19 protein-coding genes are annotated in these 18,797 nt (G+C 37.5%); 8 read left to right on the top strand and 11 right to left on the bottom strand.

The annotated features are described in order from the left end of the window. Nucleotides 1-223 precede the first annotated feature (223 nt). The 3 genes from ACFX4N_RS01890 to uraH are packed head-to-tail and all read left to right on the top strand — an operon-like array spanning nt 224 to nt 2,439. Nucleotides 224-1,546, top strand: a complete 1,323-nt coding sequence (locus tag ACFX4N_RS01890) for a nucleobase:cation symporter-2 family protein (RefSeq protein ID WP_013057213.1) — start codon at nt 224-226, stop codon at nt 1,544-1,546. A gap of 12 nt (nt 1,547-1,558) precedes the next feature. After that, nucleotides 1,559-2,086 carry a 2-oxo-4-hydroxy-4-carboxy-5-ureidoimidazoline decarboxylase gene (uraD, locus tag ACFX4N_RS01885; protein WP_098548397.1) on the top strand — a complete coding sequence of 176 codons (528 nt, stop codon included), beginning with the start codon at nt 1,559-1,561 and terminating at the stop codon, nt 2,084-2,086. Then, on the top strand, nt 2,083-2,439 hold the full coding sequence (gene uraH / locus ACFX4N_RS01880; RefSeq protein ID WP_013057215.1) for a hydroxyisourate hydrolase: 357 nt from the start codon (nt 2,083-2,085) through the stop codon (nt 2,437-2,439). Before uraD ends, uraH begins: the two co-directional genes overlap by 4 nt. Nucleotides 2,440-2,474: 35 nt before the next feature. Here uraH and ACFX4N_RS01875 read toward each other — a convergent pair whose 3' ends face one another. Then, the gene (locus ACFX4N_RS01875) at nt 2,475-2,975 is read right to left on the bottom strand and encodes a GNAT family N-acetyltransferase (RefSeq protein WP_029321993.1); all 501 of its coding nucleotides are present in this window, start codon (nt 2,973-2,975) and stop codon (nt 2,475-2,477) included. A 415-nt stretch (nt 2,976-3,390) separates the two neighbouring features. Between ACFX4N_RS01875 and ACFX4N_RS01870 the strand changes: the two genes are divergently transcribed. The 3 genes from ACFX4N_RS01870 to ACFX4N_RS01860 all read left to right on the top strand — a co-directional run bounded on the left by ACFX4N_RS01870 (nt 3,391) and on the right by ACFX4N_RS01860 (nt 6,764). Next, nucleotides 3,391-3,885: a hypothetical protein gene (locus tag ACFX4N_RS01870; RefSeq protein WP_013057217.1), complete on the top strand. Its 495-nt coding sequence runs from the start codon at nt 3,391-3,393 to the stop codon at nt 3,883-3,885. Nucleotides 3,886-4,336: 451 nt separating this feature from the next. Continuing rightward, complete coding sequence (locus ACFX4N_RS01865) at nt 4,337-5,326, top strand: PD-(D/E)XK nuclease family protein (RefSeq protein WP_377260740.1); 990 nt, start codon at nt 4,337-4,339, stop codon at nt 5,324-5,326. A 157-nt stretch (nt 5,327-5,483) separates the two neighbouring features. Continuing rightward, on the top strand, nt 5,484-6,764 hold the full coding sequence (locus tag ACFX4N_RS01860; RefSeq protein WP_029321999.1) for an Nramp family divalent metal transporter: 1,281 nt from the start codon (nt 5,484-5,486) through the stop codon (nt 6,762-6,764). Nucleotides 6,765-6,852: 88 nt separating this feature from the next. Here the strand turns inward: ACFX4N_RS01860 and ACFX4N_RS01855 are convergent, their stop codons facing one another. From ACFX4N_RS01855 to ACFX4N_RS01845, 3 genes are all read right to left on the bottom strand, one after another. Beyond that, complete coding sequence (locus ACFX4N_RS01855; RefSeq protein ID WP_225518957.1) at nt 6,853-7,128, bottom strand: hypothetical protein; 276 nt, start codon at nt 7,126-7,128, stop codon at nt 6,853-6,855. Nucleotides 7,129-7,669: 541 nt separating this feature from the next. Further along, nucleotides 7,670-8,293 (bottom strand): hypothetical protein, encoded by a 624-nt coding sequence (locus ACFX4N_RS01850; RefSeq protein WP_244659687.1) that lies wholly within the window; start codon nt 8,291-8,293, stop codon nt 7,670-7,672. 186 nt (nt 8,294-8,479) lie between these two features. Next, complete coding sequence (locus ACFX4N_RS01845) at nt 8,480-9,268, bottom strand: HAD family hydrolase (RefSeq protein WP_057273252.1); 789 nt, start codon at nt 9,266-9,268, stop codon at nt 8,480-8,482. Nucleotides 9,269-9,466: 198 nt separating this feature from the next. Here ACFX4N_RS01845 and ACFX4N_RS01840 point away from each other — a divergent pair, with 198 nt between their 5' ends. Next, complete coding sequence (locus ACFX4N_RS01840; RefSeq protein WP_301264363.1) at nt 9,467-9,919, top strand: MarR family winged helix-turn-helix transcriptional regulator; 453 nt, start codon at nt 9,467-9,469, stop codon at nt 9,917-9,919. A 36-nt stretch (nt 9,920-9,955) separates the two neighbouring features. Here ACFX4N_RS01840 and ACFX4N_RS01835 read toward each other — a convergent pair whose 3' ends face one another. Beyond that, nucleotides 9,956-10,390, bottom strand: a complete 435-nt coding sequence (locus ACFX4N_RS01835) for a hypothetical protein (RefSeq protein ID WP_013057224.1) — start codon at nt 10,388-10,390, stop codon at nt 9,956-9,958. A gap of 141 nt (nt 10,391-10,531) precedes the next feature. Further along, complete coding sequence (locus tag ACFX4N_RS01830; RefSeq protein ID WP_211078969.1) at nt 10,532-11,614, bottom strand: tyrosine-type recombinase/integrase; 1,083 nt, start codon at nt 11,612-11,614, stop codon at nt 10,532-10,534. Nucleotides 11,615-11,951: 337 nt separating this feature from the next. Between ACFX4N_RS01830 and ACFX4N_RS01825 the strand changes: the two genes are divergently transcribed. Beyond that, nucleotides 11,952-12,947, top strand: coding sequence for a DUF3231 family protein (locus ACFX4N_RS01825; protein WP_041816568.1), 996 nt, complete (start codon nt 11,952-11,954; stop codon nt 12,945-12,947). Between the two features lie 53 nt (nt 12,948-13,000). On the opposite strand, the gene ACFX4N_RS01820 is transcribed toward ACFX4N_RS01825, so the two are convergent. The 5 genes from ACFX4N_RS01820 to ACFX4N_RS01800 all read right to left on the bottom strand — a co-directional run bounded on the left by ACFX4N_RS01820 (nt 13,001) and on the right by ACFX4N_RS01800 (nt 18,781). Next, nucleotides 13,001-14,191, bottom strand: a complete 1,191-nt coding sequence (locus ACFX4N_RS01820; RefSeq protein WP_057273255.1) for a TcaA NTF2-like domain-containing protein — start codon at nt 14,189-14,191, stop codon at nt 13,001-13,003. A gap of 47 nt (nt 14,192-14,238) precedes the next feature. Continuing rightward, a complete protein-coding gene (locus tag ACFX4N_RS01815; protein WP_223268902.1) occupies nt 14,239-15,168 on the bottom strand; it encodes a TcaA NTF2-like domain-containing protein in 930 nt (309 codons plus the stop codon). 143 nt (nt 15,169-15,311) lie between these two features. Beyond that, nucleotides 15,312-16,661 (bottom strand): ethanolamine permease, encoded by a 1,350-nt coding sequence (eat, locus tag ACFX4N_RS01810; protein ID WP_057273257.1) that lies wholly within the window; start codon nt 16,659-16,661, stop codon nt 15,312-15,314. A gap of 21 nt (nt 16,662-16,682) precedes the next feature. Further along, entirely contained in the window at nt 16,683-17,396 is a 714-nt protein-coding gene (eutC, locus tag ACFX4N_RS01805; RefSeq protein WP_057273258.1) for an ethanolamine ammonia-lyase subunit EutC, read from the bottom strand. 14 nt (nt 17,397-17,410) lie between these two features. Further along, nucleotides 17,411-18,781, bottom strand: a complete 1,371-nt coding sequence (locus ACFX4N_RS01800; RefSeq protein WP_029322014.1) for an ethanolamine ammonia-lyase subunit EutB — start codon at nt 18,779-18,781, stop codon at nt 17,411-17,413. Nucleotides 18,782-18,797: the final 16 nt, after the last annotated feature.

The raw sequence follows: 18,797 nt of genomic DNA, 5'->3' as shown, positions 1-18,797 counted from the left end.
ATATCACTTACTATTAAGAGTTGATACTAAAAATTAATGTAACATCTTTTTACACGATAGCTTACCTACTTCTCTATATATTGTAAAAAAGTAGATATCGAATCCTCTGTTTTTAGTCAACTTAACTAATGACATCCCTTAAAAAACATTTTACTATTAATGTATCATTATAAATGTAATATTTATTTACATTACATGTGATATAATTAAAGGAGGTTTTTAGGTGAATAACCAAAATCGACCGTTTCGACTAGCTTCATTGGGATTACAGCACGTACTTGCTATGTATGCGGGTGCCATTCTCGTTCCGCTGATGGTGGGGCGCGCATTGAATTTAAATGCCCATGACTTATCCTATCTTGTGGCTATTGATTTACTAACATGCGGACTAGCTACGCTGCTGCAGGCATGGACGAACAGGTGGTTTGGTATTGGTCTTCCTGTTGTACTCGGAAGCTCATTTGTAGCGGTGACTCCTATGATTGCAATTGGAACTCAATATGGAATTAGCGCTGTTTACGGAGCGATTATTGCCGGTGGTATTTTCATCGTACTGGCAGCAAGTTTTTTAGGCAAAATTATTAAATTTTTCCCTCCCGTTGTCACCGGAACGGTTGTGACGATGATTGGTTTATCGCTTGTACCATCCGCTGTCCGAAATATGGCAGGAGGAGTGGGAAGCAAAGATTTTGGTTCTCTTTCTAATCTTCTTCTTTCTTTTGGTGTTCTAGCGCTTATTTTAATTTTAAATCGATTTTTCAGCGGTTTTCTTCGTTCTCTTTCTGTGTTGATTGGAATTGTAGCCGGAACAATAGCCGCTGTATTAATGGGAAAAGTTGATTTCACTAATTTTAATGAAGCTTCTTGGCTGCACGTTCCCACTCCTTTTTATTTTGGGATGCCTACTTTTGAAATCGGCCCTATTTTAACAATGATTCTCGTATGCTTGGTCATTATTATTGAGTCTACAGGCGTATTTTTAGCGTTAGGAAAGCTGTGTGATCGGGAATTAACGGAAAAGGATTTTACAAAAGGCTACCGTGCCGAAGGAATCGCCATTGTTCTTGGAGGGCTATTTAATGCTTTCCCTTACAATACATTCGCTCAGAATGTAGGACTGGTTCAATTATCGAAAGTGAAAACAAAAAATGTAGTGGTAGTAGCCGGCTTCATTCTCATATTACTGGGGCTTGTTCCGAAAATAGCTGCTTTTACAACCATTATTCCCACCCCTGTTTTAGGAGGAGCAATGGTCGTGTTGTTTGGTTTAGTTATTTCATCAGGCATCAAAATGCTAAGTGCTGTTGATTTGTCCAAACAAGAAAATTTGCTGATTATTGCGTGCTCTCTTTCACTCGGCCTTGGTGTAACGGTGGTACCTGATTTATTCGCTCAGCTCCCAAATGCTTTGCGCGTAATTGTAAGTGATGGAGTTATTACGGGAAGTTTGGCTGCCATTTTATTAAATCTCTTTTTTAACGCATCAATTGAACGAAAAGTACCTTCTGTCTCTTTGGAGAAGACAGATTATTCAGAAATAAAATAAAGGTGGTGTAGTATGAATAACGTATCCGTACAGTATGTAAATCAGCTTAGCAAGCAGCATTTTGTTTCACTAGTTGGTGATCTATTTGAACATTCACCTTGGGTTGCAGAAGAGGCTTATTCTAAAGGCCCTTTCTCTTCCGTTGAACAACTTCATGCCATGATGAAAGAAATTGTAGCGCAAGCATCTGTAGAAAAACAGCTGCAGCTGCTGCAAGCTCATCCAAATCTAGGTGAAAATATTGCCATGACATCTGCTTCTACTGAAGAACAAACCAAAGCAGGCTTACAAAACTTAACGCAAGATGAGTATGAACAGTTTTCTTCTCTCAATGGAACGTATATGGAGAAGTTTCCTTTTCCTTTTATTTTGGCAGTACGAGGCAAACAAAAAGAAGATATCTACGAGGCAATGCAAAGTCGTTTACTAAATACCGAGCAAACAGAGTTTGATACAGCGTTAGAAGAAGTATATAAAATTGCTTTCTTTCGCTTAACTGATAAAATTACTGAAGATAAGGAGACAAAGAAACGAGCATGACTAAAATCACAACGCATATTTTAGATCTTACCCACGGATGTCCGGCTGCTTTTGTCAAAGTTGATTTTTATCATATTCAGTCGGAAAGTAAACGAATAAAAATTTCACACGGTACTACAAATGAAGACGGGAGGTTAGTAACTCCGCTCTTCTCTTCTGAAGCGTTTGAATCAGGAGATTATGAACTTCTGTTTCATATTGGGGAATATTATAAAAAACAAGAGGTCCAAACAACAAATCCCCCCTTTTTAAATCAGGTTTCTGTTCGAGTCGGATTGTCTTCTGAACAAGAACATTATCACGTCCCTTTGCTTGTGTCACCGTGGGGATACCAAATTTATAGAGGAAGCTAAAAAAAGAAACGGCGTCTTTAAACGTCGTTTCTTTTTTAGTTGAGCAATTTAGACATATAGTACTCATCAATAAACAAACCGCCAATTCGGAGTGAATGTTTTTTTGTTCCTTCAATTTCAAATCCTACTTTGTCATATAAAGAAAGAGCCTTTTCATGCTGTATAGCGACTGTCAGTTCAAGACGATGAATACGGTGTTCTCTCGCCCATTCTTCAAGTGCACCGATTAAAGCTGTCCCAATCCCTTGATTTTGAAACGTCTTTCGAATACCTAATGTTAGAGAAGCGATGTGAGCGTTTCGGTTAGCTTCCCCCCCTGTTGCAGCTATATATCCCACAAGCATCTCGTTTTCTTCTGCTACAATAATCGTAGAGTTTGGCTGCTGCTTAAAGATTTCGATGTTTTTCTCCTGCTGATCTGTGCTCAGCTTTCGCTCTCCGCTTTCAAACAGCATAAACTTACTTTCTTCTTCAATCTGTTTAAGCAAATCTACAAAGTTTGCAGCATCATGTAATTCTAGTTCTCTAATTTGCATGCTGATCCCCCTTTTTGTGTGTCCCTTTTGTTTGTATATGTATTGGTTCACCTTTATAAAATATAGCTTTACAGTTTCTTACGAAAAATACGACTTTTTAAGAAGCGGAAGTAGAACAAAAAACCTACTAATCTCCCTTTTTTGAAATACTTTTTTCCTCTGTATAATTTTAAATCACTTATCAACTTCTGTAAATTTTTTAGATTCCCTCTTTTAATTTCCATTTATCTTCCTTTTCTATGGGTTTGATTTTGATCTAAGGAGACCTTTTATAGAAAACATATGACTATTATCCTGTTTTTCATGAAGAAAGAAAGCAATAAATGTAATTTTACTTGTAATCGTTTAAAATAGAAAAAGTGGAAATTTTATGTACATATCCTCCTTAATTATTGGTCTATGAAAGGAAATTATTATGAAAGTACAATCCGCAAAATGTGGTGTATATGTCTTAAGCGGTCTAGGAGCTGTTATAGTGTTCTTCTTACTTTTACTTAAGAACAGTGCTTTCTTTCTAGAGGAAGAATACGATCAAAACAAACCTGAAGCTGCGCTTGCGGTCAACGAACATACCTATCACCTTCACAAAGGTTCTATTAACTGGTCAAACGGCCGTTCAACAACAAAAAAAGAAATAAATGTATATGATTTATATACATACATATCGCAGCAAAAAAGTATCCCATTGCAGCAGCAACAATTGGTTAAGCTCCATTTTTCGAACTTAGACGGTGCTTATATTCGTAGTGTGAGTGTGCATATATGGAGAGATAACGGTGAAAAAACCAAGCTGTTTGTCAAAAATAATGAATTTAAGGTTCCTAAAAATCAAGGTTTGTACGTTGTTGATATTGCGATTAACTCTACAAGAGGAACAATGCAATATGCGGCAAATGTGCAAATACAGTAAGTTTTTATATATTTACGTTTGGTCGAGAAAATCGGATAAGAAAACTCTTGTTGCAAGTAGGAAACGATGTATGGAATAAAAAACGGTGAAAAAGAAGTATTAAAAATATAGTGAAGCATTCAAATAAAAACCCTAACTTCTTCAGTAAATAATCTCACACAAAAAAAGAGAGCATAAGCTCTCTTTTTTATAAAATGAAAAAGACGTCCACGTAGGACGTCTTTGATGCGTTTGTGGCGGGGACCGTGTGACCACATTCACACGTTTAGCTCGAAAGCATGTCCTTCGACTTACACAAATTAGCTCATCGCTTTATTAATATAACATCCGCCACAGAAAAAAGCAATCAATTTTTAAATAGTTTTTCTATTTATACATATTTCGCGAGAATCCACAAAATAATATGCATGCGTAGCTATTCACTCTCTACATTTTCAGTCTATTTTAACTCATGTACGAATATACTAATAGACCAACCTATACGCAGTTTTTGAAAAAGGATGTGAATAGCTTGTTTCAAATCACTGATTTCCCTGAATTTTCATGGTCGTACTCCAGACATAAAATGGTCACACAGTGCAACCGAAAGTATGCATATCATTATTATGTCTCACATAACGGATGGCTTGACAGCGCTTCTGCGCAGTCTCAGAGCGCTTATCGTTTAAAAAAGGTTTCCACTTTATCTATGTACGCCGGACAAGCCGTGCGTCAAGTGATTACAGAGGCCATTTCTGACTATACATCTACAAAGCTTGTCCCAAATGAACGGAACTTAGCGGAGAAAGTGCAGCAGCTACTAAATAACGCACTGCGTGATTCTACTGACTATGGAGAGCTTTGGTATCATAAGCCTGCTCAGTATAAGATGCTTTTAGAATTCTACGAAAACGGCTATATTTCTAAAAAAGACCTTAAAGACATGCAAAAACGGGTACACATTTGTGTACATCACTTTTTACAAAGTAAATCTTTTTGCGACATCGTATCTTCACCTTTTTTAGAAGTGGAGCCTCATCAGTCGTTTCGTTCTATAAATGTGTATGATCATAAAGTATATGCGCCTTTTCATTCTCTTTTTAAAAATCCAGTCACAGACGAATTTACGATTGTTGATTGGAAAATAAGTAAACAAACAAAAGATGATTTGTTTCAACTGGCGATATACGCCCTCTACGTGCTAGCTGAATATAATATTTCCGTTGATCAGATAAAAGTCCGAAACGAATACTTGCTTTCAGGCAGTGCGCGTACGTATCAGCTTACTCTTCACGAAATTGAAGCTGTTCTTCAGCAAGTTGATACAAGCATTGATTATATGAAAACTTTTTTGGAAGACTCAGAGGTAAATCAGCCTCTTCCGTTTGAGCATTTCCCTCAAACAGATACGCCTGCCTCCTGTCACGGCTGTGCATTTAAAGAATTGTGCCAAACGGGATAAAAAAACAGCTGAAGATGATCTATATTTTTTGCTAAACTTTTTTATTGTCAAAAGAACCTTTGCTAGCATATAATTTGCATTAAGGAAACATTTTATACTTCATATAAAAAAATTAGCTTGGGCTATTTATTGTTCATCAAAGAAAGGAGCACTAGACATGAAAGATCAAAACGGCAGTAAAGCATTATCAGCTATGCAGCTAAGTGCTCAAGACGTATTGTCGGGTAAAACAAAAGGAATTAAGCGATTATTACCTTTCTTAGGGCCTGCTTTTATCGCAGCGGTTGCTTATATTGACCCAGGTAATTTTGCTACTAATATTGCAGCAGGCTCTCAATACGGATACATGCTGCTTTGGGTTGTATTAATTTCTAACTTAATGGCTGTCTTAATTCAATCGTTATCAGCTAAATTAGGGATTGCAACGGGCTTGAATTTACCCGAGATAGCACAGGAACACTTCCCGTCCTTCGTTTCTTTTGGGCTTTGGATCCAAGGAGAATTGGTCATTATGGCGACGGATTTAGCAGAATTTATTGGGGCTGCTCTTGGAATTTATTTATTATTTCATATTCCTCTGTTCCCAGCTGCACTTATCGCAGCGGTAGGCTCTTTTGCTATTTTAGAGTTACAAAGACGAGGTGTTCGACTGCTAGAAGCAGCTATTGCGGCGATGGTTTTTATTGTGGTATTAGCTTTTGGGACTCAAATGTTTCTTGCGCATCCAGACGGCGCAAGTGTTGTCCACGGCTTATTTGTCCCTCAGTTTCACGGAACAGACAGCGTGCTGTTAGCTTCTGGGATTTTGGGTGCTACAGTTATGCCACACGCGATTTATTTGCACTCAGCTCTTACGCAGCGCCGCGTGGTAGGAACTACAGAATCGGAGAAAAAAGCGATTTTCCGCTTTGAATTTATTGATATTGTGATTGCCATGATTATCGCTGGTGCAATTAATGCAAGCATGCTGATTGTCGCAGCCGCTCTATTCTTTAAAAACGGACTAAACGTGCAAGATTTGGACGTGGCTTTTACACAATTTGAACATTTAATTGGTCCCTTTGCAGCTATTGCGTTCGGAGTTGGATTATTATCTTCAGGACTTTCAAGTTCTTCGGTCGGAACAATGTCTGGAGATGTCATCATGCAAGGATTTATTAAACGCAGAATTCCTTTATATCTTCGCCGGTTCATTACAATTATTCCGCCGCTTTTGATTATCGGATTGGGCGTAAATCCAACAAGTGCACTAGTTGTCAGTCAAGTTATTTTATCGTTCGGAATTGCCTTTGCGCTCGTTCCTCTTATTATGTTTACGAGTAATAAAAAAATCATGGGCGGATTGGTTAATCATAAAGCAACAACCACTGTAGCTTGGGTGATAGCTGCATTAGTCATTTGTTTAAATATCTTTTTGATTTATCAAACGATAGCATAGTAAATCAAACTTTCAAGAAAAAACAAAAAAGAGACCCTGAAAAGTTAGATATAGTCTAACAATTGGGTCTCTTTTTTATTATTTTTTATTAAACGATAGTAAAAATGAAGTAGACGAGAGTTCCAATAATGGCCGACAGTACTAAGCAACCCAGTGGGGATAAATAAGAATAGTTTTCTTTACGGATTGAAAGAATGCGATCAACAATAAAAATAAGAATGACGCCCATCATTCCGAATTCAAACATTAATAACCCAAAAATGGCGTGAAATATGAATGACATGATAAAATCAATTTTTTTACTACGGTCTTTTACAAAAGCACTGACTAATAAATCAACGATAACCGTGCCTAACGTCCCCATTATTAAAAAGAAGGGTGTAAAAAATAAAAGGCATAAAGGAAATAAATCAATGAAATGCGGACTGGTTTTTTTAATAGAAAAATTGGGAATTGACTCTTTTATACCTGGCATAAAACAAAAAAGTAAAGTAAAAAGAAACGCAGCTATAATAGCGGCTGATAGCTTTCTATTTAAATGCATGTTTATTTTTTTATTACTAAATTCAGTAGTTGTTTTTGTATGTTTATGATTCATATGTCTTTAACGTGATGTACGCACCTTTTCCTTTCTCATAACTTTTTTATTTATATTTTATGTCTATCTTTTATTACCAGCAGTTACAATGATACACGTTCTTTTTGAACTTGACTACACTAACGCGCTTTATGTCTATTCTCTTTTTCTTTTTGTGTCTATCGTTTACTCCGCTTCCCTTGTATATTCCTTCTTTTTATTCAGGGGTTGTAGTATCGTTAACGCTTTCTATGAGAAACAAGATGATGTTACAAAAAACCCCCTCTTTTTCGATAAAACAAAAGACGGGCGTTTTTTCTGTATGTAATTAATAATCTTGTTTGGCTTCTTCAAGCTTAAACACATCCGCTCGTTCGGATTGCTGTGTGATTAACAGATTATACGTATGGTTGGCCTTTTTGGGAATTCTAAATGCGACATCGAGGTTGATTGGTTCATCGTCAGATAGTGATGGTGATGAAAATGCTGTCCATAGAATATAAGGGGTTTCCATTTCCAAATTCCCTCCATCAGACGGTCCGTAAGTTTGATGAGTTACTGTATCTTGTAATGTAAACGTTGTGTCGTTTAATACTACAGTCGAATGTTCATTAGGTGTTCGCTGAAACTGAACGGATACGACAATGTACTGGGTGTTTACTTGTTTAGATCCTTTAACAGGATAAAATTGCGCATCCGTTGTGGACACATAATATTGACCGTGTTTTGATCGTTCTCCAAATGCTAATCGATCATCGGTTTCATCTTCTTGAGCTACCCGACTTACAGGGGCCATCGTTTCATCTGTTGCTGAAATGGTGTCTGTTCCCGGGGCATGTTTAGGTTGAGGGGTTTTGTAAGTGACGTGCGTATCGCCTTGTTTGTCTTCACAAGCGGCGAGACTTGTGAACAAAGCAGCAGCTACAAGGCTTCTGGTAACTATTTTCTTCATGTTATTCCTCCAATGACTAGTCTATATACTATGCTATATGGTATTCATCTGGTAATCAAGGATAAGATTAGTACAATGTGAATGAAGTCAGTGAGATTTGGAACGGATATAGGACCTGCAAAGACTGCTGTGCTTATTTTTATAACAAAAAAGAGACGATTTCCGCCTCTTTTTTGTTTGTTCGTATTATGAATTTAGTTCATCTAAAATTGAATGCAGTTCACTTAAATGGGTAATTTCATAAGTAGGAATGACTTCATTTCGCTCTTTATCGTGACGATTAATCCATACAGATTTCATTCCAACGCGAGAAGAACCCAGTATATCTGTCATTAAATTATCTCCAACCATAATCGCTTCATCTTTCTTTAAATCCATAAGTGATAAAGCATGGTCGAAAATAGATGGATCAGGCTTACCGCGGCCAAATGCACCTGAAATCACAATCTCATCAAAATATGGAACTAGTTCTGATGTAATATCTAATTTGGTATTTTGTAAGTCAGGTGAACCGTTTGTTAGCAGCAGCAGCTTGTACTTTCCTTTTAATTGATCAAGTACTTCAAACGTTTCTTCGTATACAAACGGTGTTTTGCGGCGCTCTAATGGAAAACGCTCAGCTAGCTCTGCTCCAAAAGCATCATCGTGAATTCCTAGGGCACGAAGACCTCGAGTCCAAGCTTCTTTGCGATAAGTAGGAACAATATCTTTCATTTTGCGGAATTCATCATGATCGTCTAAAAATTTTCCCCATAATCCTTCAAATGGATTAATGCCAATCATTTGCGTAAACTCATAGGTTTCATACGAAGCATATAATTCTCTTGCTTCCTTACGCACCGCTTCTTCTAGTTCTTCAGGTTTTAAATTATATTTCTCACTTGCATATGTACATGTTGCAACGAATGCTTCTTTTACGCTTTTTTGGTCCCAAAGTAGCGTGTCATCTAAGTCGAAAAATACCGCTTTAATCATGGATGTGTGTACCCCCTACTGTTTTTGAAAAAGTTTAACTATTCTTACACTAGATTACAAGGATACACACAATAAGTCTAGTGTATTTGCAATTTATTCTGTAAATTTATTTTTATAAAGCTTCCTCTTTACAAACAAATTTACAGAAATAAAAACAGCTGATATAATCACAGCATGTATGTATGCAGGAGGTTTTATATGGAATCGTTAGAAGAAATGTTCGGCATTCCCACAGTTCGTACAAGTAAGCGCTTAAGCAGAGTAGTTGCCGCACGCTTGCGCCCTTTTGGGATTACGCCAGAACAGTGGACCGTTTTAAAACGCGTATCAGAAGCTGAATATAGTACGCAGAAACAATTAGCTGAACGAGCGGATAAAGATCAAGCGACGCTGACTAAAATTTTAGATTTACTAGAAAAACAAAATTGGATTCAGCGTATCAGAAATCCAGAAGATCGCCGCTCGTTTTTTATTCAAATAACAGAAGATGGCCTGCGTTTAAAAGCAGAAGTAACGCCTGCTGTAGAACAGGTATTTTCCGAATTAACATCCCAGCTAAACGAGCAGCAGGTGAAAATTTATACCGAAACTTTACAAAAACTTGAATGCCGCGCGGAACAATTGCTTCAAGAAACAGAAGACCTTAGTTAAATCCCCAAAACCCCACAGCTAACATTCTGCGGGGTTTTACACGTAGTTGGCGATGCATAGTACTTCTTTGATTTTTGAAATCACTTGTTTGGTTTCATCTGTTAAAGAGGTGAATTTAAACGCGATGGATTCTGCATTTGGATTAATGAAGGGTTCTTTGTTCGTGTCTTTGCGGTAGTCTTCAATTTGTTCTAAACAATATTTTAAAATAAACGACAAGTTCGCACGTCGAAATCTCAAACTGACGGTAGAAGGCCATCTTTTTTGAAACTGATTGCTTCCCTCATACTGAATCGCTCCGATGTAGCGTTCTCCGGATAAAAAAGATTCTTCGCTTCGATATAGCTGAACGGTTTGGGCTGTTCCGCTCCAGTCAATATAAATACCTGCTGTTTCACAAACTTCGTATATGTAATGAAAAAGCTCCGTTACTTCTCCGAAATGGTAGTGAAGCGGATGTTTAGCCGTCATAGGTAGCTCCCTCCTTTATCGACTTTCTACCATTATATTGTAGGAAAAGTAACTTATTCATTTATACAACTTATTTCATACGCATAAGCAGTAAAAATGAAAATATATGTTTTTTAGTTTACATAAAAATATTATAAGTAATTAGCGATAACCCGATTTTCGAAACGCGTCGTATACCGTATCTTCTTGAAGTTTTTCAAGATAAACGTTCGTTGTAGCAATAGAAGAATGCCCTACTACTTGCTTCACAACAGCAAGCGGAACGTCATTAGCTAAACTGTTTGTAATAAAGGTGTGACGAAACCAATGAGGAGAAATAGACGCGTTTCCTTTTACTTTATAAACAGCTGATTTAATCGTTCGATACAACGTTGTATAGGATAATCGCTTCTTTTCGCCGGTACGATAGTACTCTTTAATGGAGTAAAAAAGCGGGTCGGTGTCAAAAGGACTTAGTTCAGTGCTTTCATTTAACGCTTGACGGTAAGTGAAAAGCGTTTCTTTCACATCATCAAACACAGGAATCGTTCGTTCTTTTTTTCCTTTACCAATCACATCTACAACCAAATTTCCGCGACGGTCTTCGCGGAAGCTTCCCCAATTTAAACTCAGCAGTTCACTTGAACGCATTCCACTCATATACAAAAGCATTCCCATTAAGCGATTGCGCGCTTTGAATTCCTTTTCATGCTGACGAATGCGCACGACTGATTCTAACGCATTTACAATCACCTGGGCTTCGCGGTCGGTTAGCTCTCGGTACTCGGTGCGATTTTGTTTTTCCTTGTCGCTGTAATGTCCTTTAGAAATAGATGGTTTTTCAATCCACGTCGTATACAGCGAAGGATAAAAATGAGTAGCGTGTCCAAACTCTAGCATTCTTCTAAAAAATTCTAGTTTTCTTGCAGCGGTGCGATTGGCATATTGATTCATCATTTCTTCATTAAATAATTTGACTTCCATAAATCCAATCGATTTTAATGTAATCTCTCGTTCATAGAAAAAAGACAGAATCGTTTTCATGTCTTGATTGTAAGATCTGATTGTATGAGGAGAAAGTGATTTTTTGATAATACGCATTGAAAAAAAGAGCTGAATAAATTCTTCATCTGAAACGTGCTTTAAATTCAAGTTGTTATCTTCATCTAACAGCTCTGCCTCTTCCCACTGCTCTTTTAGTTGGCGAAACGAATTTTTCGCAGGCGACAATTCAAATTCTTCCATTTTACCCCTCCTAATGATTAAAAACAACGATATCCCTTTTAAATGATCTAGGATTCGATATAACGATTTTTTATAAATTTGCAACAAATACCATTAAAAGTTTTTAAAAACCTCTCAAAACTCAATTTAGAAAGTCAGTTTTTAAAGATTTTAATACAAAAAATCCATTATATGTAAAATAAATTCTGTTTTCTGCTTATTTCTCTACTTTATCATATGAACGCTTGATAAGGAAGAGTTATCTTGCGTTAGTTAACTAAAGTATTTTACCCTGTGTTAAACAGTGATGTTTTGGGAACACTAGTAGGAGTTTAGGTAATAATTGGAGGTACCGACTTTGGAAAATCAGAAAAGTAGATTGACGTCATCAGAAATTACAAGTTTATGGACACAATACATCCAAGACACCATGTCTGTTTGTATTAGTAAATATGTGTTAGCAAAGGTCAAAGACCTTGAGGTTTATTCTCTTTTTGAATTTACTTTAGAACTGGCTGAAAAACATTTGCACGTGCTTAGAGATATTTTTAAAGCTGAAAAATTAGATTTGCCGATTGGCTTTACTGATAAAGATGTAAATCTAGATGCTCCTCCTTTGTTTACGGACACCTTTTGGTTAGTATATATACACGAAATGACTATGCATGGATTAGCTGGATATAGTATATCTTTTAGTGTTTCAGCACGCAAAGATATACGTGACCATTATTATCAATGCAATATTGATGCGATGGACCTTTATAATAAATCTATTGAAATTCTTATATCAAAAGGGATTTATCAACGATCTCCCTACTTTTCTAAAACAGAAAGAGGTCACTCGATTACAGAATGGGGATATGTCATGGACCTATTTGGAGACAAAAGACAGCTGAACTCAATGGAAGCTGGAAATATTTATTTTAACTTAAAAAAGAGTATCGCAGCTAAAGCGCTTGTGAATGGCTTCAAACAGGTAACGAAAGATAAAGATATCCATAGCTTTATGGAGGAATGTTCGCACACAGCCAGTAAGAATATAAACATTTTTTCTTCCTTACTTCAACAAGAAAACCTGCAGTCTCCACGCTTGATGGATGCTGAAATTACAAATTCTGACGTAGCCCCTTTTTCTGATAAACTAATGGTATTTCATGCGGGATTTTTGTTTCATTTAGCTACTACATATTATGCTGCGGCTATGATAACTAGTATGAGAATAGACGTAGCCGGACATTGTGATGCTTCTATTTTAAGGGATTTAAAAACCATCTCTTCTTTTGGGCGAATAATGATCAAAAAAGGATGGATCGAAAAACTGCCAAGAGCAGATGATCGGAAAGAATTATCTTAATATCCTGCGAACTTATTTGTAAATAAAAAACATCACGCAGAGCGTGATGTTTTTTAAAGTGATTCAATTTTAGTCAGGTGCAGCTGTTTATTGCTGTAGGAAACGGTATAGGTTCGATAATACTCTTTTTCCTGACTTTGACCGTTCGTTGTAATTGAAATGACTTCTTTCGTTTGGATTGTATAGACCGCTTCGCCCTCTTCTTCACTCACAGATTCCACGTCTAATACCGAATAATCAACGAGTTCTTCTCGAATGTCTCTTTCATACAGCATTTTCACAAGCTGCTTTTGATCATTCCACAAAACACTATCCCGCTGGATATAAGGCTGTACGTGTTCAAATTTATTCGTGTTAATGGACTTTGTTAAATCTCGCAAATAATGTTCAATAAAAATATCCGCTGTTTCTTGATCAACTTTTTGGATGCTTTTTAAATTAAAATCTTTTTCTTCCTTCTCTTCTTTTTCTTTTTTATCTTCTTTAAAATCGTCGATTCGCTGAGAGCTGTTTTTGCTGATGGCATACTTTGTATTGTTCTCTTTGAAAACCAAGATTTCTTCCTTTTCCCCTTTTTCGTTTGTACGCGTTGTTTCACCTTGGTATGAAATATCACTAGAAGGATTAATTGACTTCACGTATTCGATATATTCATCGGCCGTAATGTTGAGGTATTTTTGATGATAGGTAACTTCATCCCATTCATTTAACTTCCAGTGCTTATTGACGTATTTAAAATTCATGTAGATGGTCAGTCCACCGCTTCCTTCTTTACTAATTGGCTCAATAGCCGAGACCGAAAATTGCCCAGCGTGATTGTTAATAAGTTCAAATCGAATAAGATGAGTTACATCAGGAAAAAAGCTCATATTGCATTCTTTGCAGTAATAATTAGTAGAAATACTTTTTAGCTTTGTTGCAATTAAAGATGAAGTTGCGTATGGCGTTAACGCTTTTTTTAGCGTTTCATAATCAGCAGGGTTAGATTCATTTTCCCATTCGTACTCTTCGCCTAATTCTTTATAGGTACTTGAAATTTTGTTCATCGTCTTAACCGCAGTTTTTTCTGCTTTTTTTTCTGATACAAGATCAGGCGGAAGAGATGACTTAGCTTGATCTTTTGGGATCACTTCATCTGAGGAAGGTTCGGTTGGTTTGGATAACTTAACTGTTTCTTTTTCTTCACAGGCTGTCAAAACCATTAGCAGCAGTAGAACGAATGCAATCGTCCATTTTTTACGCATAAGGTGTCCTCCTCAATGCCGAATTTAGTCTGTTTTTAAAATGATCTTTAATTCTCAAACGTATCGAGCACGTAATCACCGCTTGGAATTCCCCACTTTGCCTTTTTATTTTGATCTGTTTTAGCAAGTAATGAGATGGAATTTTCTTTGAGCGTAATGACAATTGTTCCTTTATTTCCTTGTCCATCATTTTCATATTTAATGGCTGCTTGGTTATTTTCAAAGCGAATATTTTTTTGTTCAACGGTTGACACGCGGATTTTGCTAGGTGGCTGGTACGAATTTATTTTAATCGTTGCTTCCGAGTTGGATGTAGCAAGAAATTGAATGATAGGAGATCCGTTATCATTGCCAGTGGTCCATTTTCCATCGTAGTCGTGTAAATCTGTTGTTTGTGTAGTGGGAGTTTCAGTGCTTGCATTTGGTTTAGATGAAAAGTCAAATGGTTCTACACTCGATAACTTTAACGTATCGTTTTGATAAACGGCTGTATAAAGGCGGTCACAAATTTTAGTGTAAGGATCTTTACCCGGCTGCTTTAATAAGCTTTCCTCGTGGGTTTGTATTTTGAACACATGGTTAGGTTCTTCATACCAATTGACAATATGAAACGTTTGCTTCTTCTGCTCGATGCCTTGGCGTGTGAAATTTTCAACAAGAAGGTTCTGCTCTTTATAAAAAGAACTGTCCGCTTTCAAAAAAGCTTTTAAATCATCAAAGGAGTTTTGATCCACTGCTTTTCCAAACGCTGAAAAGTAATCAGTCATCCAGGCTGTAATAAATTTCCCGCTCATTGCTTCTTTATTTAAATCAATTGATTGAATGCTTTCTACCTGTGTTTTTGGTTCGTTTAGTACTTTTTTTGCATCTTTTTCTACTATCATTGTATTTCCGTCTTTTAATGTTTCTTCTTGCTGACAGGCTGATAACAGAATAGATGAAACAACCGTGATAATGATTGTATTACGTTTGTTCATCATAATTGCCCCTTCTTTATCTAATATAAATGTATGTATATTCTTCCAACAAACAGACCTAGTATATCATTCTACAAAAAAACGCTCAACCCTTTAATTTCACAAGAAAAACGGCTTGCCTTTACAGCGAGCCGTTTTTTCTCCTATTTAATGGATGCTTCTCGATATGAATTGGCTGCTTCTTTTTTGAGCTGTCTAGAGCCATAAAAGACATAGTAAATAATTGAAAGAAGGAAAATTCCAAGAATCACATAAATTAAAGGTAGAGAAACGCCAAACAGCATTAAATTTGTTGTAAGAACACTGTATTTTATGATGCTGTACAAGCACAGAATCCCTAATACTAAGGCAATGCTTGGCACGACCGGGTAGTTTACTTTAAAAGGACGAGACAAGTTAGGTTCTTTTTTGCGTAAAATAAAAAGAGAAACTAAACTGATGCAGTACATCATCATTGCTCCGAACACGGATAAGATAATAAGTGCATTGGCAAATGTTGCAGATCCTGCACAAATCACGCCGATTGCTCCCGGAATCAACAAACCGCCGACAGGAACTCCTTTTTTATTCGTTTTAGCAAGAAATTTAGGGAAGTACCCATCTCGTGCAAGCGCATAGGTTTGTCTTGAAAATCCCATGATGATTCCGTTTAAGCTAGCAATCAAACCGAATAGGCCGATAATAGCAACAACGGTTGAAATGCCGTTTCCGTATACAGAAGACAGTGCCTGTGGAAGTGGATAATCGGCTAGCTTCCCGCTTCCTTCGCCAAGTCCTGCTGTTACAAATAGTGTAAACAACGTTGCGGTTGCTAGAGTAATAATCGCTCCAATAAATCCTTTAGGAATGTTTTTCTTAGGATTTTCCACTTCTTCCGCTGCCATTGCTCCTCCTTCTATTGCCAGATAAAACCAAACAGCGAATGGAATAGCTGCTAGTACCCCTGTTGGCCCGTTAATAAATGAATGATCATTAAAAATATTCGATGTTTGTACATGAGGCAAACCAGCTACATAAAAAATAGATAAACCAATTAGTGCAACAATGGTAGCTGTAAGCTCAATCACCGCTACTTCTTTTACCCCGATTAAATTTAATAAAACAAAGAAAATAAAGGCACCTACCGTTGCGTATACAGGGTTAACGGCTGGAATAAGGAAGTGTAGGTATGCTCCTGTTGACACTGCAATAGCAGGGGGAGCAAAAATAAATTCAAGCAAGCAGGCAATTCCTGCAATATATCCCCCAAAAGGTCCAAGTGCTCTTCTTGCATAAGCTGAAGGTCCGCCGGCTTGTGGGATAGATGTTGAAAGCTCTGCATAACTGAACATAAACGTTGTGTAAAACACGGTTACAATTAAGGTTGCGATTGCAAGCCCAATAATCCCGCCTTGTTCAAACCCGTAATTCCACCCAAAGTATTGTCCTGAAATAACCATGCCCACTGAAATAGCCCATAAATGAATAGGTTTTAATTGTTTTTGTAACGCCATACGTTCTCCTCCTTTTGATGTTTAAACAATAAGATGTACACCGCTTGTTTGCTGCTTAATCATTTTGTCAATCATGGTACCGATATGTGCGGCTGCCTCAATAGGAGGCGTCCCTCTTTTATGAATATTAGAAATAACCATACGATCAGACTCTTTTTTGCCTTTGCTAGGTTCATAGCACATGTAAGCACTCATTGATTCAGCACTGACCAGTCCAGGTCGCTCTCCAATCAATAGCACAAGTGCTTTTGGCTTTATGATCTCGCCAATTTCATCCATGCATGCAACTCGTCCCCCTTTTACAAAAAATGAAGTCCCGATACAAAGCCCATATGACTGCAGGGAGTCAATTAAAGCTGGATACACGTCGCTTATGTTTTCTTCGATTGCCTTGGCACTCAGTCCATCTGAGACTACTACTTGTACATCAGGCTGCTGCACGTAGTTTTTAAAAATTTCTTTCTTAGCGTTATCTGCTAATAACCTTCCTTGATCCGGCCGTTTTAAATAATGTTCTTTTGACTTCACGCGTGTATTCACAGTGAAAAGGTTAAACTCAGCTAAAATATCTTCTGAAACTGCTCCATATACAGAATCCACGGCTGCAGCATGATCCGTGCGAAAAGATAAAACGTCTTTTGTTAGCGGCCTTGTTCCTGTACGGCCGACACCTATGCGGGCAGGGGTAAATTGTTTAAGTGTTTCAAGCGGATCGCGATTTGACTTTGGTATCATAGTAAGCACCTTCCTTAAATCAAATTCATAAAAATAGTTGGGTCTCCGGCTCTAGATGTAAAGCGTCCGTTTTCCATAATACGCTGATCTTCAAGCCACTTTTGAAATAACGGCGTTGGGGTACGGTCTAACACATTACGTACCGTTGCGATGTCATGATAACTAAGAGACTGGTAGTTTAGCATGCAGTCATCAGCCATGGGCACTCCTATGACAAAGTTCACTCCAGCTGTTCCTAGAAGCATACTTAAATTATCCATGTCATTTTGATCAGCATCCATGTGATTGGTGTAACATACGTCTACTCCCATAGGCAAGCCGTGCATTTTGCCCATAAAGTGATCTTCTAGCCCAGCTCGTAGGACTTGTTTGCTGTTATATAAATATTCAGGTCCAATAAATCCAACAACCGTGTTAACTAAGAAAGGCTTGTAGTGACGAGCTAAGCCGTAGCATCTAGCTTCGAGCGTTACTTGATCAATATTATAGTGAGCTTCTGCTGACAGTTCAGAACCTTGTCCTGTTTCAAAATACCAGCGGTTCGGACCTTTTGCTGTACCTTTTTCATGAATTAACGCTGTTGCTTCATTGAGCATAGACAGTGAAATCCCAAATGAGTCATTACCGGCTTCTGTTCCTGCTAAACTTTGAAAAATCAAGTCAGCAGATGCTCCTTTTTCGATTGCTCTCATCTGACTTGTTACATGTGATAACACACAGTTTTGAGTAGGGATGGACCATTCATTGATTATATTTTTTGTTTCATTTAAAAGCGCGTAGATATTATCCGTTGTGTCAATAACGGGGTTAATTCCAATAACCGCATCCCCAATTCCATAGCTTAACGCTTCGTAGAGAGATGCTCTCATTCCTTTTAAGTTATCTGAAGGATGATTAGGCTGGGCTCTTGAAGCCAATACGCCTTTTTGGCCGATAGTCGTTTGACAAGTAGTTTGCACTTCTATTTTGGCTGCTCCTTGAATTAAATCTAAATTGGACATAATTTTAGTAGCTGCCGCAATCATTTCGCTGCTTAATCCTTTGCTAAGCGCAAGAAGGTCTTCTCCGGTATGCTCATCAGATAAGATGTATTCTCTTAACTCCCCTACTGTCCAATTTTTTATAATGTCGTAAACCGATGAATCAATTTGACTTTCGATTAACGCCGAGACGTTGTCTTCATCTGCGCTGAGCAGCGGGTAGTTTCGAATATCAGCAAGTGTGATATCAGCTAGGACTTGCTTTGCTGCCATTCGTTCTTTCATTGACTCAGCGCTAACTCCCGCGAGCTGATCTCCAGAACGCTCTTCGTTTGCTTTGGCCATGATTTCTTTTAAGCTATAAAATGAAAATGTTTCTCCTAACAATCGTGTAGTTTTAAACATCGTTTCCTCCTTGTAT

It is taken from the genome of Priestia sp. YIM B13551, from assembly GCF_042787905.1.
Lineage (GTDB): Bacteria > Bacillota > Bacilli > Bacillales > Bacillaceae_H > Priestia.
The sequence above is the reverse complement of the archived record's forward strand: the minus strand, read 5'-3'. Positions and strand labels throughout refer to the sequence as shown.

What these genes read in the sequence shown, in the direction of transcription:
- uraD (WP_098548397.1), top strand. Translation starts at nt 1,559, where the DNA reads ATGAATAACGTATCCGTACAGTATGTAAATCAGCTTAGCAAGCAGCAT.
- uraH (WP_013057215.1), top strand. Translation starts at nt 2,083, where the DNA reads ATGACTAAAATCACAACGCATATTTTAGATCTTACCCACGGATGTCCG.
- ACFX4N_RS01875 (WP_029321993.1), bottom strand. Translation starts at nt 2,975, where the DNA reads ATGCAAATTAGAGAACTAGAATTACATGATGCTGCAAACTTTGTAGAT.
- ACFX4N_RS01870 (WP_013057217.1), top strand. Translation starts at nt 3,391, where the DNA reads ATGAAAGTACAATCCGCAAAATGTGGTGTATATGTCTTAAGCGGTCTA.
- ACFX4N_RS01865 (WP_377260740.1), top strand. Translation starts at nt 4,337, where the DNA reads ATGTACGAATATACTAATAGACCAACCTATACGCAGTTTTTGAAAAAG.
- ACFX4N_RS01860 (WP_029321999.1), top strand. Translation starts at nt 5,484, where the DNA reads ATGAAAGATCAAAACGGCAGTAAAGCATTATCAGCTATGCAGCTAAGT.
- ACFX4N_RS01855 (WP_225518957.1), bottom strand. Translation starts at nt 7,128, where the DNA reads ATGGGGACGTTAGGCACGGTTATCGTTGATTTATTAGTCAGTGCTTTT.
- ACFX4N_RS01850 (WP_244659687.1), bottom strand. Translation starts at nt 8,293, where the DNA reads ATGAAGAAAATAGTTACCAGAAGCCTTGTAGCTGCTGCTTTGTTCACA.
- ACFX4N_RS01845 (WP_057273252.1), bottom strand. Translation starts at nt 9,268, where the DNA reads ATGATTAAAGCGGTATTTTTCGACTTAGATGACACGCTACTTTGGGAC.
- ACFX4N_RS01840 (WP_301264363.1), top strand. Translation starts at nt 9,467, where the DNA reads ATGGAATCGTTAGAAGAAATGTTCGGCATTCCCACAGTTCGTACAAGT.
- ACFX4N_RS01835 (WP_013057224.1), bottom strand. Translation starts at nt 10,390, where the DNA reads ATGACGGCTAAACATCCGCTTCACTACCATTTCGGAGAAGTAACGGAG.
- ACFX4N_RS01830 (WP_211078969.1), bottom strand. Translation starts at nt 11,614, where the DNA reads ATGGAAGAATTTGAATTGTCGCCTGCGAAAAATTCGTTTCGCCAACTA.
- ACFX4N_RS01820 (WP_057273255.1), bottom strand. Translation starts at nt 14,191, where the DNA reads ATGCGTAAAAAATGGACGATTGCATTCGTTCTACTGCTGCTAATGGTT.
- ACFX4N_RS01815 (WP_223268902.1), bottom strand. Translation starts at nt 15,168, where the DNA reads ATGAACAAACGTAATACAATCATTATCACGGTTGTTTCATCTATTCTG.
- eat (WP_057273257.1), bottom strand. Translation starts at nt 16,661, where the DNA reads ATGGCGTTACAAAAACAATTAAAACCTATTCATTTATGGGCTATTTCA.
- eutC (WP_057273258.1), bottom strand. Translation starts at nt 17,396, where the DNA reads ATGATACCAAAGTCAAATCGCGATCCGCTTGAAACACTTAAACAATTT.
- ACFX4N_RS01800 (WP_029322014.1), bottom strand. Translation starts at nt 18,781, where the DNA reads ATGTTTAAAACTACACGATTGTTAGGAGAAACATTTTCATTTTATAGC.